14 protein-coding genes and 1 pseudogene are annotated in these 13,600 nt (G+C 74.9%); 6 read left to right on the forward strand and 9 right to left on the reverse strand.

Annotated elements, in window-relative coordinates:
* The first annotated feature begins 1 nt into the window (after position 1).
* Complete coding sequence (locus IE312_RS10225) at positions 2 to 592, forward strand: DedA family protein (RefSeq protein ID WP_370467546.1); 591 nt, start codon at positions 2 to 4, stop codon at positions 590 to 592.
* Positions 593 to 605: 13 nt separating this feature from the next.
* Here the strand turns inward: IE312_RS10225 and IE312_RS10230 are convergent, their stop codons facing one another.
* The 3 genes from IE312_RS10230 to IE312_RS10240 all read right to left on the reverse strand — a co-directional run bounded on the left by IE312_RS10230 (position 606) and on the right by IE312_RS10240 (position 4,033).
* Positions 606 to 1,673, reverse strand: coding sequence for an MBL fold metallo-hydrolase (locus IE312_RS10230; RefSeq protein WP_370467547.1), 1,068 nt, complete (start codon positions 1,671 to 1,673; stop codon positions 606 to 608).
* On the reverse strand, positions 1,670 to 2,932 hold the full coding sequence (locus tag IE312_RS10235; protein ID WP_189980490.1) for an aminotransferase class I/II-fold pyridoxal phosphate-dependent enzyme: 1,263 nt from the start codon (positions 2,930 to 2,932) through the stop codon (positions 1,670 to 1,672). The genes IE312_RS10230 and IE312_RS10235 overlap by 4 nt, the downstream gene beginning before the upstream one ends.
* Positions 2,933 to 3,130: 198 nt before the next feature.
* Positions 3,131 to 4,033: a hypothetical protein gene (locus tag IE312_RS10240; protein WP_189980492.1), complete on the reverse strand. Its 903-nt coding sequence runs from the start codon at positions 4,031 to 4,033 to the stop codon at positions 3,131 to 3,133.
* 310 nt (positions 4,034 to 4,343) lie between these two features.
* Between IE312_RS10240 and IE312_RS10245 the strand changes: the two genes are divergently transcribed.
* The 3 genes from IE312_RS10245 (at position 4,344) to IE312_RS10255 (ending at position 7,218) form a co-directional block, all read left to right on the forward strand.
* On the forward strand, positions 4,344 to 6,140 hold the full coding sequence (locus tag IE312_RS10245) for a thiamine pyrophosphate-requiring protein (protein ID WP_189980494.1): 1,797 nt from the start codon (positions 4,344 to 4,346) through the stop codon (positions 6,138 to 6,140).
* A gap of 76 nt (positions 6,141 to 6,216) precedes the next feature.
* Positions 6,217 to 6,594 (forward strand): DUF2795 domain-containing protein, encoded by a 378-nt coding sequence (locus IE312_RS10250; protein ID WP_189980496.1) that lies wholly within the window; start codon positions 6,217 to 6,219, stop codon positions 6,592 to 6,594.
* Positions 6,595 to 6,672: 78 nt separating this feature from the next.
* The gene (locus tag IE312_RS10255; protein ID WP_189980498.1) at positions 6,673 to 7,218 is read left to right on the forward strand and encodes a type 1 glutamine amidotransferase domain-containing protein; all 546 of its coding nucleotides are present in this window, start codon (positions 6,673 to 6,675) and stop codon (positions 7,216 to 7,218) included.
* 139 nt (positions 7,219 to 7,357) lie between these two features.
* Here IE312_RS10255 and IE312_RS10260 read toward each other — a convergent pair whose 3' ends face one another.
* Positions 7,358 to 7,645: a DUF6158 family protein gene (locus IE312_RS10260; RefSeq protein ID WP_189980500.1), complete on the reverse strand. Its 288-nt coding sequence runs from the start codon at positions 7,643 to 7,645 to the stop codon at positions 7,358 to 7,360.
* 187 nt (positions 7,646 to 7,832) lie between these two features.
* Complete coding sequence (locus tag IE312_RS10265; protein WP_189980503.1) at positions 7,833 to 9,452, reverse strand: ABC-F family ATP-binding cassette domain-containing protein; 1,620 nt, start codon at positions 9,450 to 9,452, stop codon at positions 7,833 to 7,835.
* Positions 9,453 to 9,588: 136 nt separating this feature from the next.
* Between IE312_RS10265 and IE312_RS10270 the strand changes: the two genes are divergently transcribed.
* Both IE312_RS10270 and IE312_RS10275 read left to right on the forward strand, forming a co-directional pair.
* Positions 9,589 to 11,073 (forward strand): bifunctional phosphatase PAP2/diacylglycerol kinase family protein, encoded by a 1,485-nt coding sequence (locus tag IE312_RS10270; protein WP_189980505.1) that lies wholly within the window; start codon positions 9,589 to 9,591, stop codon positions 11,071 to 11,073.
* A 138-nt stretch (positions 11,074 to 11,211) separates the two neighbouring features.
* Complete coding sequence (locus IE312_RS10275; protein ID WP_189980508.1) at positions 11,212 to 12,033, forward strand: class I SAM-dependent methyltransferase; 822 nt, start codon at positions 11,212 to 11,214, stop codon at positions 12,031 to 12,033.
* 22 nt (positions 12,034 to 12,055) lie between these two features.
* Here IE312_RS10275 and IE312_RS10280 read toward each other — a convergent pair whose 3' ends face one another.
* The 4 genes and pseudogenes from IE312_RS10280 to IE312_RS39460 all read right to left on the reverse strand — a co-directional run.
* Positions 12,056 to 12,346, reverse strand: coding sequence for a gas vesicle protein K (locus IE312_RS10280; protein ID WP_189980510.1), 291 nt, complete (start codon positions 12,344 to 12,346; stop codon positions 12,056 to 12,058).
* Complete coding sequence (locus IE312_RS10285; protein WP_189980512.1) at positions 12,343 to 12,531, reverse strand: gas vesicle protein; 189 nt, start codon at positions 12,529 to 12,531, stop codon at positions 12,343 to 12,345. The genes IE312_RS10280 and IE312_RS10285 overlap by 4 nt, the downstream gene beginning before the upstream one ends.
* The gene (locus tag IE312_RS10290; protein WP_370467548.1) at positions 12,528 to 13,430 is read right to left on the reverse strand and encodes a GvpL/GvpF family gas vesicle protein; all 903 of its coding nucleotides are present in this window, start codon (positions 13,428 to 13,430) and stop codon (positions 12,528 to 12,530) included. The genes IE312_RS10285 and IE312_RS10290 overlap by 4 nt, the downstream gene beginning before the upstream one ends.
* Positions 13,427 to 13,600: pseudogene (locus IE312_RS39460) on the reverse strand (gas vesicle protein); the annotation flags it as partial. The gene IE312_RS10290 and the pseudogene IE312_RS39460, both read right to left, overlap by 4 nt.

The raw sequence follows: 13,600 nt of genomic DNA on the forward strand, positions 1-13,600 counted from the left end.
CGTGACGAGCGGGTCGGCGCAGCAGGCGGCGGGCTATCCGTCGTTGTTCCTGCTCGTGTTCGTCGGGGCGTTGGTGCCGGTCGTGCCGACGGGGGCGCTGGTCAGTTCGGCGGCCGTGGTGGCGTTGCACCGGACGGCGCCGTTGTCGCTGCTGCTGGTGTTCGTGACGGCGTCGCTGGCCGCGTTCCTCGGGGACGGGGCGCTGTACTGGCTGGGGCGGCGCGGGATGCGGTCGCGCAACGGGTCGCGGTGGCTGGAGGCGATCCGGGAGCGGGCGCCGGAGGAGCGGCTCGCGCAGGCGCGGGGGAAGCTGGCCGAGCACGGGATCGCGGTGCTGGTGCTGTCGCGGCTGGTCCCGGCGGGGCGGATACCGGTGATGCTGGCCTGCTTGATGGCGCAGTGGCCGCTGCGGCGGTTCTCGCGGGGCAACCTGCCCGCGTGCCTGGCGTGGGCGGCCACGTACCAGGTGATCGGCGTCCTCGGCGGTTCGCTGTTCGAGGAGCCGTGGGAGGGGGTGCTGCTGGCGGTCGTGCTGACGGTCGTCGTCAGTGCGGCGCCCGGTGTGTGGCGGCGGGTCCGGTCTGCCGGGTGAGGCGGGGCGCGCCTCAGTCCAGGATCCTGGAAGCGCCCACCGGCAGGTCCCACAGGTCTTCGCGGTCCCGTCCCGCCTGCTCCCAGGCGGCCCGCACCCGGGTGAGCGGTTCCAGGACCGGTTCGGCCGACAGGACGAAGGTGCCCCAGTGCATGGGGGCCATGCGGCGGGCGCCGAGGTCGAGGGTGGCCCGGACGGCCTCCTCGGGGTCGCAGTGGACGTCGCTCAGCCACCAGCGGGGGTCGTAGGCGCCGATGGGCATGAGGGCGAGGTCGATGCCGGGGTAGCGGCGGCCGATGCGGGAGAACCAGTGGCCGTAGCCGGTGTCGCCGGCGAAGTAGAGGCGCTGTCCGTCGGGCGCGGTCAGGACCCAGCCGCCCCACAGGCTGTGGCAGGTGTCGGTGAGGGTGCGCTTGGACCAGTGGTGGGCGGGGACGAAGTCGAAGCGGACGCCGGAGAGTTCCGCGCCCTCCCACCAGTCCAGCTCGGTGACGACCGTGAACCGGCGGCGGCGGAACCAGCCGCCGAGGCCGGCGGGCACGAACACCGGGGTGTCGCGCGGGAGCCGGCGCAGGGTGGGGGCGTCCAGGTGGTCGTAGTGGTTGTGGCTGATGACGACGGCGTCGACGCGAGGCAGGGCGTCCCAGGGCACGCCCACGGGGGTGACGCGGGCGGGGGTGCCGAGGATGCGGCGGGACCAGACGGGGTCGGTGAGGACGGTGAGACCGCCGACGCGGACGATCCAGCTGGCGTGTCCCGCCCAGGTCACGGCGAGGGTGCGGGCGCCGACGCGGGGCAGCGGGGCCGGCTCGTAGGGCAGGCGGGGGACGTCGGCGAGGCCCTCGGGGCCGGGCCGCACGGCGCCTTCGCGGGCGAAGCGGGCCATGGCCTTGAGGCCGGGCAGCGGCGCGGTGAGCCGGTCGTGGAACGTGCGGGGCCACACCCGGCGTTCGCCGACCGGGCGGGGCTCGGCGAGCGGGGGGAACGGGGGCGCGAGGCGTTCCTGGGCGTCGGTCCCGCCGGCCGTCGTGGCCGCCGTGGCCGCCGTGGCCGGTTCGGGCTCGTGCGTCTGCTGCGTCATCGAGGAGGCTCCCATCGCCGGGCGTCGTCGCGGAGTTCTTCGAAGGCCGACCTGAAGGAGACCAACGCGCGGCGCAGGTGCGGCAGTTCCAACGGCGCGGGCGAGGTGAGGCAGTCCGCGCGTTCCTCGACCGTGCCGCCGCCCAGCAGGGGGCCGGTGGCGAGCCGTACGCGCAGCGCGCCGAGGTCGTCGCCGAAGCGGTGGCCGCCGGGTGCGGGCATGCCGAGCCGGGCGGTGAGCAGGTCCTCCAGGTCCTGGGCGTCGCCGACGCCCCGGGCTGCGAGCGGTTCGCGCAGCGGGCCGAGGTCGGCGTACAGGTGGCGGCCGGCCTGCGGGGGCCGGGCGAGGGCACCGGCGGCGACGACCTCGGCGTGCACGGCGGCCGCCACCCGCGCGTGCAGCCGTACGGCGGCCTCGCGGCGTTCGGTGACCGGCGGGGGTTCGTCGAGGGCGTAGCCGGCGGCCGCGGCGACGGGGGCCGCGATGCGGGCGCCGAGCGCGGTGAGGATGTCGAGCACGCGCGCGTGCAGGTGCCGTCCGCCGGCGGTGGCCGGGAAGCGGGCCGCGGCGGCGGGCCAGCCGGCGGGCAGCAGGGCGCCGGCCAGGTCGGTGACGACGGTGACCTCGTCGGGCCACATCTCGGCGGGACTGAGCAGGACGGTCTCGCGCGGGGCGTGCAGCGTGTCGCGCCAGGTCTCGTCGCTCACCAGGTGGAGGCCCTCGGCGGTGGCGGCCTCGACGGTCTCGTGCAGCAGTTCCGGCGGGGCGACGGTGGCGGTGGGGTCGTCGGCGACGGAGAGCACCAGCAGCCGCGGGTCACCGCCCTCGGCGCGGACCCGGCGGACGGTCTCCAGCAGGGCGTAGGGGTCCGGGACGCCGCCGCTCTCGGCGGGGGTGGGCACGTGGTAGGCGGGCCGGCCGAGCAACCGGGCGTACGGCGCCCACCACGCGGCGCACGGCCGGGGCACGAGGACGTCGGCGCCGTCGCCGGCGAGTGCGGCGGTCACGGCGAGCAGCAGCGCCGGGGCGCCGGGGCCGGCGGCGACCTGGTCGGGGACGGTGGGCAGTCCGCGCCGGGTCCAGTAGCCGCAGGCGGCCTCCAGCAGGGCGGGGGCCCCGCCGACGGGCTGCGCGTCGGCGCGGTCCGCGGCGGCGGCGAGTACGGCGGCGAGTTCGGGGAGGACGGGCAGGCCGTCGGCGGGGAGGGGCGGGCCGTAGCGGACGGGGCCGTGGTCCTCCCCGGGGTCCGTCCGACGCATCTCCGCCTCCGCGCAGTCCGTGGTGCCGTCGCGCCCTGTCCGGGCCGTGCCGTCCGCCGTCGTGGGCCGTCGTCCTGTCCTCGCGGGCCGGGGGAGCCAACGGCTGCTTGGAACCGGTGCCGTGATCTGTGCGGCGCCCTCGGAAGGCTGTGTACCCGCCGGACGGCCCTCCATGGGTGACGTCCGCAGTCGCCCGGATCACATCCCCGTGGGGTCCGACGGGAAGCGGCGGCGGCCGTACAGCCGGTAGCCGGCGCCCACGCAGGCGGCGGCGATGCAGGCCGCGCCGGCGGCGAGCGCCGGGACCGAGTCGCGGAAGGTGCCTCCGGCTCCGGCGTCCACACCGTGCTGTACGGCGGCCTGGGCGCAGCCCGTGTCGTCGCGGGAGTCACGGGAGTCGCCGGAGTCACGGGAGCCCTGGGCGCCGTGGGGGTCCTGGGAGTCCTGGGTGTCGCGGCACGAGTGGCCGTCGCCGTCCGCGTCACGACCGCAGTCCCCCGCCCCCGCGCATTCCTGCCCGGCCCCTTCCTGCCGTCCGGCGTCCCGCCCGGTCCCGTCCTGCCCGGCTTGGTCGCGGCCGGCCTGGTCGCGCCCGGTTCCGTCGCGGCCGGCCCCGTCCTGGCCACTGCCGTCCCGACCCCCGCCCACCTCCCCGGCGCGGGCCTTGCCGGTCCGGTCCGCTCCGGTCCCGTCCGCTCCGGTCCCGTCCGCTCCGGTCCCGTCCGCTCCGGTCCCGTCCGCCACGGCGCCGTCCGGCTGCGCACCCACCGGCCCGGTCCCGTCGGCACCGGCGGCGGCCCCCGTCCCCGCATCACCGTCCCGGACCACCCCGTCCTGCCCGCAGGACGCGCCCTCCGATCCGGCCGGTGCGCCGGCGTCGGGAGGGACGGGCACCGGCCCGAGGACGGGGTCGCAGACCACCGTCAGCCCGCCGGTGCCGGGACTCGCCCCGGCGGCGGGACCGGCGGCGGGACCGGCGGCGGGACCGGCGGCGGCCGGACCGGGGGGACCGGCGGAACCGGCGAATGCGGCGGGCCCCGTCAGGGCGAGCACGGCACCGGCGGCGAAGGCGGCGGACAGGGCGCGGGCGGTGCGGCGCATGGGAGGGGCTCCTCGGCGGACGGCGACGGTCGGGCGGTACGCCGGCGCACCGGTACGACGGCAACGCCGTGGGCGCCCGGGTACGGGGCACGGGGCGTGCCCTCGCTGCCATGACAGCGCGCGGCGGGCCGTACCGCGCGCGGCCGGAGACCATTCGCGGGACACGCGGGGCCGGGCGGGTGACGGCGCCCGCGTGGTGCCGCCGTACGGGGCTCCGGGGCGGCCGGCGGAGGTTTTCCGTCCCCCCGGCAGGTGACTCGGTAGCCGCTGGCCGGTTCGTCCGCTTCGCACACCACTGGGAGGTCTCTCCATGAGCCCCAAGGTCTCGGACCACATCCTCGAGCGCTTGCGCGCCTGGGGCGTGGAACAGGTTTTCGGCTATCCGGGCGACGGCATCAACGGGCTGCTCGCCGCCTGGGGCCGCGCCGAGGACCAGCCACGGTTCATCCAGTCCCGGCACGAGGAGATGTCCGCCTTCGAGGCGGTCGGGTACGCGAAGTTCAGCGGCCGCATCGGCGTGTGCACGGCGACCTCGGGACCGGGTGCCATCCACCTGCTGAACGGCCTGTACGACGCCAAGCTGGACCACGTGCCGGTGCTGGCGATCGTCGGCCAGACCAACCGCACCGCGATCGGCGGCTCCTACCAGCAGGAGGTCGACCTCCACACGCTGTACAAGGACGTCGCCTCCGAGTTCGTGGAGACGGTGACGGTGCCCGAGCAGCTGCCGAACGTGCTGGACCGGGCCATCCGTACGGCCTACGCCCGGCGCTGCCCCACCGCGCTGATCATCCCCGGTGACGTGCAGGAACTGGACTACTCGCCGCCGACGCACGAGTTCAAGATGGTGCCGTCGAGCCTGGGGATGAGCGACTTCACGGCGACCCCGACGGACGAGGCGCTGCGCCGGGCGGCGGACGTGCTGAACGCGGGCGACAAGGTGGCCGTCCTGATCGGCCAGGGTGCCGCGGGAGCGGTCGCGGAGGTGCGGGAGATCGCGGAGCTGCTCGGCGCGGGGGTGGCGAAGGCGCTGCTCGGCAAGGACGTGCTGAGCGACGAGCTGCCGTACGTGACGGGGCCGATCGGGCTGCTGGGGAGCCGGCCGTCGTACGAGCTGATGCGGGACTGCGACACGCTGCTGACGATCGGCTCGTCCTTCCCGTACACGCAGTTCATGCCGGAGTTCGGCAAGGCGCGCGGGGTGCAGATCGACATCGACGCCCACATGATCGGCATGCGGTACCCGTACGAGGTGAACCTGGTCGGCGACGCCCGGGCCACGCTGCGGCAGCTGATCCCGATGCTGAAGGCGGAGGGGCGCGGGCGCGAGTGGTACGACACCGTGTGCGCGAACGTCAGGCGCTGGCACGAGACGATGGAGCGGCGGGCCGGGCTCGCGGCGGAACCGATCAACCCGGAGTACGTGGCGCGGGCGCTGGACCCGCTGCTGCCGGACGACGCGATCCTCACCTCCGACTCGGGTTCGGTGGCGAACTGGTACGCGCGGCACATCACGATGCGGCCGGGCATGCGCGGTTCGCTGTCCGGGACCCTGGCGACGATGGGTCCGGGGGTGCCGTACGCGATCGGGGCGAAGTTCGCGCACCCGGACCGGCCGGTGGTCGCGCTCGTCGGGGACGGGGCGATGCAGATGAACGGTCTGGCGGAGATGATCACGGCGGCGAAGTACCGGGACCGCTGGTCGGATCCGCGGCTGGTGGTGGCCGTGTGGAACAACCAGGACCTGAACCAGGTGACGTGGGAGATGCGGGCGATGGAGGGTGCTCCGTCGTTCCTGCCCTCGCAGTCGATCCCGGACGTGCAGTACGCGGCGTTCGCCCGGTCGCTCGGGCTGACCGGGATCCGGGTGGAGAAGCCGGAGGACGTGGAGTCGGGCTGGCGGGCCGCGCTGGACGCGGACGGCCCGGCGGTGATCGAGTTCCTGACCGATCCGGCGGTGCCGCCGATCCCGCCGCACGCCAGCTGGGAGCAGATGGAGGCGACGGCCGCGTCGATCCTGAAGGGCGACGCCGACCGCGGTTCGATGATCAAGCAGGGGCTGAAGGCGAAGGTGCAGGAGTTCCTGCCGGGCCGGGACAAACAGTGACCGCGCGGCACGGAATCCGTGTCGGACGGGCGGCACCGGGTACGCGGTGCGGACCTTCGACCCTCTGGAGGGAGACATGCAGCGAGGCAGCGACCGGCTGAGCGTCCACCGGGACGACGAGATGAAGCACGAACTCCAAGGTCTGCTCCGGTCCGGCCATCCGACGCGCGTGGAGGAGTGGCACGACCCGGAGCCGGCCGCGGACGACGACCCGCAGCTCTGGACCGGCCCCGTGGGCGGCCTGGGAGCCCCCGCGTCGCTGGAACGGACCCGGCTGGAGCTGGCCCGGCACCTGAGCCGGCACGCCTTCCCGGCGAAGCCGGGCGAGCTGGCCCGGGCGCTGCGCCGCGGCAACGCGCCCGGCGGGCTGATCGACGCGGTGTCCGGGCTGCGGCACGGGGAACGGTACGACAACGTGCAGCAGCTGGCGGAGGCGCTGGCGGGCGGCGCGTGAGCGGGGGCCGGGCAGCGGAGCCGCGCGTGCCCGGCCCGCCGGACGGCACCGCCGAGAGTGAAAGGAAGCGGAAGAATCATGCGTATCGCATTTCTGGTGGCACCCGAGGGCGTCGAGCAGGTCGAGCTGACCGAACCGTGGAAGGCGGCTTCGGACGCCGGGCACGAGCCGGTGCTGGTGTCGACCGAGTCCGGGAAGATCCAGGCGTTCAACCATCTGGACAAGGCGGACACCTTCCCGGTGGACGAGGTGGTGGGTGAGACGTCGGCCGGGTCGTTCGGCGGTCTGGTGCTGCCGGGCGGGGTCGCCAACCCTGACTTCCTGCGGATGGACGAGAAGGCCGTCGCGTTCGTACGGGACTTCTTCGAGCAGGGCCGTCCGGTGGCCGCGATCTGCCACGCGCCCTGGACGCTGGTGGAGGCGGACGTCGTGCGCGGCCGGGTGCTGACGTCGTGGCCGAGTCTGCGCACGGACATCAGCAATGCCGGCGGCACCTGGGTGGACGAGCAGGTCAAGATCTGCGACCACGGCTCCAACCAGCTGGTGACCAGCCGCAAGCCGGACGATCTGAAGGCGTTCTGCGACGCGTTCCTGCACGTGTTCACGGGTCAGTCCGCGCCCTGACCCCCGTCCCTGGCGCAGGAGGGGGCCGGCCCGCAGCCACTGCGGGCCGGCCCCCTTCGCGCCGGGCGGTGCCGGTTCGGGTGCCCGGGGGTCCGGTTCAGGTGCCCGGGGGTCCGGTTCAGGTGCCCGGGGGTCCGGTTCAGGTGGCCGGGGTGTCGGGGGTGGCCGATTCGCCGGAGCCCCGTTCCCGGGCGCCCTCACGGGTGCGGGCCGCGCTCACCAGGCGGCGGGGGTTGCGGCGCAGGTACTCGCCCTCCAGCTGCGCCATGCGCTCGTTGTGGGCCCGCAGGGCGTCGTTGGAGCCGTACAGCAGTGTGTCGTGGCGCGTGCGGTGGATGGTCTCCAGCTCTTTCATGAGCTGCTGGTCGTCCAGCCGGCTGGGGTCGACTCCGGTCATCGTGGTGCCCCGCTCGTCGTGTTCGTTCATGGGCTCCGGGTACCCGGATTCCCTCGGGCTCCCGTCCTGCGTCCACTGGTCCTGCATCCACTGTACGAACAGCCGGGGCCCCGGGCCGCCCCGCCCGGCAGCCGGGTGACGGGCGCGCCGGTCGTGCCGCCGGCCCCGGTGCTCCAGGACACCGGCGACCGGCCCGGCGGCGGGGCGGGGTGCACCGTTACCGGGCCCGCTCCACACGTCGTTCGTCCCACACCGGTTCGGGGGTCTCGCGGACCCGGCCGTCGGAGCCGAAGACCAGGAAGCGGTCGAAGGAGCGGGCGAACCAGCGGTCGTGGGTGACGGCCAGGACCGTGCCGTCGAAGGCCTCCAGACCCTCCTGGAGGGCCTCGGCGGACTCCAGGTCGAGGTTGTCGGTGGGCTCGTCCAGCAACAGCGCGGTGGCGCCGGCCAGTTCCAGCAGCAGGATCTGGAAGCGGGCCTGCTGACCGCCGGAGAGCCGGTCGAAGGACTGTTCGGCCTGCTGGGTGAGTTCGTAGCGGCGCAGCCGGGACATGGCCGCTCCCCGGTCCTGGGCGTGCTCCTTCCAGAGGATGTCCAGCAGGGTGCGGCCCCGGAGTTCGGGGCGGGCGTGGGTCTGCGCGAAGTGCCCGGGCACGACGCGGGCGCCCAGCCGCCACTCCCCCGTGTGCGCGACGTCCTCGCCGGCGAGCAGGCGCAGGAAGTGTGACTTGCCGGAGCCGTTGGAGCCGAGGACGGCGACCCGCTCGCCGTAGAAGACCTCCAGGTCGAACGGCCGCATCAGGCCGGTCAGTTCGAGGCCCTCGCAGGTGACGGCCCGCACGCCGGTACGGCCTCCCTTCAGGCGCATGGTGATGTCCTGCTCGCGGGGCGGCTCCGGCGGCGGGCCGGCCTCCTCGAACTTGCGCAGGCGCGTCTGCGCGGCCTGGTAGCGGGACGCCATCTCGTGGCTGACGGCCGCGGCCTGGCGCAGGCTCAGGACGAGCTTCTTCAACTGGGCGTGCTTCTCGTCCCAGCGGCGCCGCAGCTCCTCGAAGCGGGCGAAACGTTCGCGGCGGGCCTCGTGGTAGGTGGCGAAGCCCCCGCCGTGCACCCAGGCGTCGGCGCCGGCCGGGCCCGGCTCGACGGAGATGATCTTCTCGGCGGCGCGGGCGAGGAGTTCGCGGTCGTGGGAGACGAACAGGACGGTCTTGCGGGTCTGCCCGAGCTGCTCCTCCAGCCACCGCTTGCCGGGCACGTCGAGGTAGTTGTCGGGCTCGTCCAGCAGCAGCACCTCGTCGGTGCCGCGCAGCAGCGCCTCCAGCACGAGCCGTTTCTGCTCGCCGCCGGAGAGGGTGCGCACCTGTCGCCACTGGGCGCGTTCGTACGGGACGCCGAGCGCGGCGGTGGTGCACATGTCCCACAGCGTCTCGGCCTCGTAGCCGCGGACCTCCGCCCAGTCCGCGAGGGCCTGCGCGTACGCCAGCTGGGCGGCCTCGTCGTCGACGGTCATGAGGGCGTGCTCGGCCCGGTCGACGGCCTGCGCGGCCGCACGGATGCGGGGCGGGGCGACGGACACGAGCAGGTCCCGTACGGTCGTCTCGTCCCGTACCGAGCCGACGAACTGGCGCATCACACCGAGTCCGCCGCCGACGGTGACGCTGCCCCCGTGCGGTTTCAGCTCGCCGGAGAGCAGCCGCAGCAGGGTGGTCTTGCCGGCCCCGTTCGGCCCGACCAGGGCGACGACGGCCCCCTCGCCCACCCGGAAGGACACATCGCCGAGGAGCGTCCTCCCGTCGGGGAGGTGGTATTCCAGGTGCGCGGCTTCCAGATGTCCCATGGAGAGGCATTCTGCGAGCCGCCGGGCCCCGGGAGCAAACGCTCCCCCCGGACCCGGACGCCGCCCCACCTGCGGTGCCGTGCGGCGGACGGGGGACCGGGCACAAGAAACCGGTGCTTCAGGGTAACCGCACCCCATGAGCCCAGACCTGGACCTGACCACGCCCGCGGCCGTCGCCCGTACTCCCCTGCGCAGAATGCTCGAACTCGACGGCCGGCTGTTCGAGGCCGCCGCAGCCTGGAACTGGCCGGGTGCCGAACGCGTCCTGCCCCGGCTGAGCCGCAGCGCCAACCACGGAGTGCTGTGGTTCGCGGCGGCCGCCGCGCTGGCCGCCAGCCGCACCCCGCGCGCCCGCCGGGCGGCGACGCGGGGACTGGCCTCGCTCGGCCTCGCCTCGCTGACCATCAACACGCTCGGCAAGCGCTCGGTGCGCCGGGCCCGGCCGGTACTGGACCCGGTGCCGCTGGTGCGGCAACTGAAGCGGCAGCCGATCACCACGTCGTTCCCGTCCGGGCACGCAGCGTCCGCCGCCGCCTTCGCGACCGGGGTGGCGCTGGAGTCGCCGGCGTGGGGCGCGGCGGTGGCGCCGGTGGCGTTCTCGGTGGCCGCGTCCCGGGTGTACACCGGTGTGCACTTCCCGAGCGATGTGCTGGCCGGGGCGGCGCTCGGCGCGGGCGCCGCGTTCCTGGTACGCCGCCTGGTGCCGACCCGCGCCCAGCTGCTAGGGCCCGCCCGGTCGCGCGCCGAGGCCCCCGCGCTGCCGGAGGGCGAGGGCCTGGTGGTGGTGGCCAACCAGGCCTCGGGGACCGCCGAGCGGGTGCGGGCGCTGCAGGGCGCGCTGCCCAAGGCGGAGATCGTGGAGTGCCCGCCGGAGGAGGTCGGCGACGAGCTGGCGAAGGCGGCGGCCCGGGCCCGGGTGCTCGGGGTGTGCGGCGGTGACGGCACGGTGAACGCGGCGGCCGGCGTCGCCCTGCAGCATGGTCTGCCGCTCGCGGTGCTGCCGGGCGGCACCCTCAACCACTTCGCCTACGACCTGGGCGTGGAGGACGAACGCCAGCTGGCCCGGGCGGTCCGGCACGGCGAGGCGGTCCGGGTGGACGTGGGCCGGTTCGCCACCCGGGACACCGAGGGGCTGTTCCTCAACACGCTCAGTCTGGGCGTGTACCCGGAGCTGGTCCGGGCGCGGGACCGCTGGTCGCACCGCATCGGCGGCTGGCCGGCCGGGGTGCTGGGCGCGCTGCGCGTGCTGCGCGCCGACCGGCATCCGCTGGAGGTGGAGGTGGGCGGGGAGCGCCGGCCGCTGTGGCTGCTGTTCGTCGGCAACGGCGTCTACCACCGCATGGGTCTGGCCCCGGGCCGCCGTACCGACCTCGCGGACGGCCTGCTGGACGTGCGGGTGGTGCACGGCAGCCGCAGGCCCGCGCTGCGGCTGCTCGCGGCGGCGGCGGCGGGCCCGCTGACCCGCTCGCCCGCGCACGCGGCGGTACAGGTGAACCGGCTGCGGCTCACCGGCCTGGCCCCCGGCACGCCGCTGGCGTACGACGGCGAGGTCACGGCGGTGTCGGGCGAGGTGACGCTGCAGAAGCTGCCGGAGGCGCTGACGGTGTACCGCCCCCGGTGAGCCCCCTGAGTCCGCGTGAGCCCATGAGTCCACATGGCGAAACACGGGTCTCAACATGCGGCATGCGCGCGTACGGTGAGGCGTACCGGCGGACGGACGGTCCGGCCGGCACGCCTCACCGGGTGAAGGGGTAGAGCCATGCCGAAAGCGCAGGAGACCGCCGTCTACACGCACGGCCACCACGAGTCCGTGCTGCGGTCGCACACGTGGCGGACCGCCGCCAACTCCGCGGCCTACCTGCTCGACGTGCTCGAACCCCGCATGCGGATCCTGGACATCGGGTGCGGACCCGGCACCATCACCGCCGACCTGGCGGAAATCGTCCCCGACGGCCGCGTCACCGGCGTCGACCGGGCACCCGGCGTGCTGGAGCAGGCCCGGGCCACGGCCGCCGCCCGCGGGCTGGCGAACGTGGACTTCGCGGTGGCCGACGTGCACGCCCTGGACTACCCGGACGACACCTTCTGCGTGGTCCACGCCCATCAGGTCCTCCAGCACGTGGGCGACCCGGTGCGGGCGCTGCGCGAGATGCGCCGGGTGACGAGACCGGGCGGGTTCATCGCCGTACGGGACGCCGACTACGCGGCGATGACGTGGTACCCGGCGGTCCCCGGCCTCGACGACTGGCTGGACCTGTACGAGCGGGTGGCGCGCGCCAACGGCGGGGAACCCGACGCCGGGCGCCGGCTGGCTGCCTGGGCGCGGGCGGCCAGCCTCGGGGACGTCACGGCCACGTCCAGCACCTGGACGTTCGCCACTCCTGAGGAGCGGGCCTGGTGGAGCGGCCTGTGGGCGGACCGGACGGTCGCCTCCGACTACGCCGGCCGGGCCGTCCGGGGCGGCCACGCCACCGCGGAGGGGCTGCGGGCGGTGGCGGAGGCCTGGCGGGACTGGGGGCGGCGGGAGGACGGCTGGTTCGCGGTCCTGCACGGAGAGGTGCTGTGCCGGAAGGACGCCTGATCCGCGGAGCGCGGCGAGCGGCTCACTCGCGGGGCAGCAGCGGTCCCAGCGGCCCGAGGTCCAGGTTGAGGTCCTCGGGCCGCAGGCCGTAGCGCTCCCGCAGCTCGGCCATCCGGTCCTCCAGCAGCATGAGGGTGAGCCCGATCCGCTCCTCCTGCTCCTCGGTCAGCTCGCCGGTGTCGAAGCGGCGCACCGCCTGGCGTTCCATCAGCTGGCGCAGCAGTTCCACCACGGTGAGGACGAGCTTCACCAGGTCGCGTTCGACGGTGTCCGGCTCCAGGTCGAGCCGGTTGCGCCGGGCCTCGGCGGTCATGCGAGCTCCTCGAAGGGCGACGGTACCTGCTCGTTCACGGAGCTGATCAGCGCGTTCAGGTCGATCCGGACCAGGTCGACGTCCGCGATGCGCAGCGTGATGTCGCCGGTGAGGACGACTCCGCCGGCCAGCAGCCGGTCCAGCAGGTCCACCAGGGCGATCTCACGGCGTTCGACGACGGTCACCGGCCCTCCCCCGGTCCCGCCGCTGACTCGGCTCCGGCTCGTGCCCCGGACTCCGCTCCGGCTCGTGCCCCGGACTCCGCTCCGGCTCGTGCCCCGGACTCCGCTCCGGAGGACGAGCCGGATCCCTCCGCGGAGGACGTTCCGGACACCTCTCCGGAGAAGGAGTACGCGGCCCACGGACCGGTGAGTTCCACCCGCATCCCGGCTTCCTCGTCCTTCGTACGGTCCACCAGCTCCACGAACTCCTCGGAATGCGCCCGGGGCACCAGGTAGGCGGCGTTGAGCACGTTCTGGCCGGGGGAGCCGGAGAGCGCCGCGTTCTGCGGGCGGTGCATCCGGAATTCCTCGGCGCGCTCGGCGAGGCGCTCGTGCAGGCGGTGGGCGAACCGCTCGGCCCGCTGCCACCTCTCCTCCTGCTCGTGGCTCTGCCGGCGCCGGCTGCGCAGGTAGTCACGCCCGCTGGCGGGCCGTGCCGCGGCGGCCGGCTCGGGTTCGGCGGCCCCGGGCTCCAGGTACACCTTCACTCCCCACTCCACGCGGCCGTGCAGCCGGTCGAGCAGGCGCCGGAAGTCGTCCTCGCGAGCCTCGATCATGGTGCGGACCGCGCTGTCGTCCCGGAAGACGGTCGCGAGCCGCAACGGCAGCGGGGTGGTCACCGTGGTGAGCGCGTCGACCACCCCCTGGTGCGCGCGGGCGGTCGCGGCCAGCCAGTCCAGATCCTCCAGGTGGGCCTTCAGCGCGTCCTCGCAGAAGTCGGCCTCCGGGACCGTGCTGACGACCGCGACCAGCCCGTGGTGGTGCAGCAGCGCCGGCGGGGCGCCCATCACGCCCCTCAGCTCGGCCTGCAGGGGCGTCCCGAAGGGGCGGCAGACGGCGTACACGTACCGCAGTCCGGTCATGGTGCCTCCTCCTGGGTGCGGCCCAACTCGAGTTCCTCCAGCCGGGCGAGCCGTTCGCGCAGTTCGGCGTTCTCCCGGGCCAGCTCGTCCCGGCGCGCCCGGGAGGAGAGCGCCGGGTCGGTCTCCCACCAGTCGATGCCCATCTCCTTGGCCTTGTCGACCGAGGCGAC

Origin of the sequence: Streptomyces capoamus, assembly GCF_014654935.1 — a bacterium.
Lineage (GTDB): Bacteria > Actinomycetota > Actinomycetes > Streptomycetales > Streptomycetaceae > Streptomyces > Streptomyces capoamus.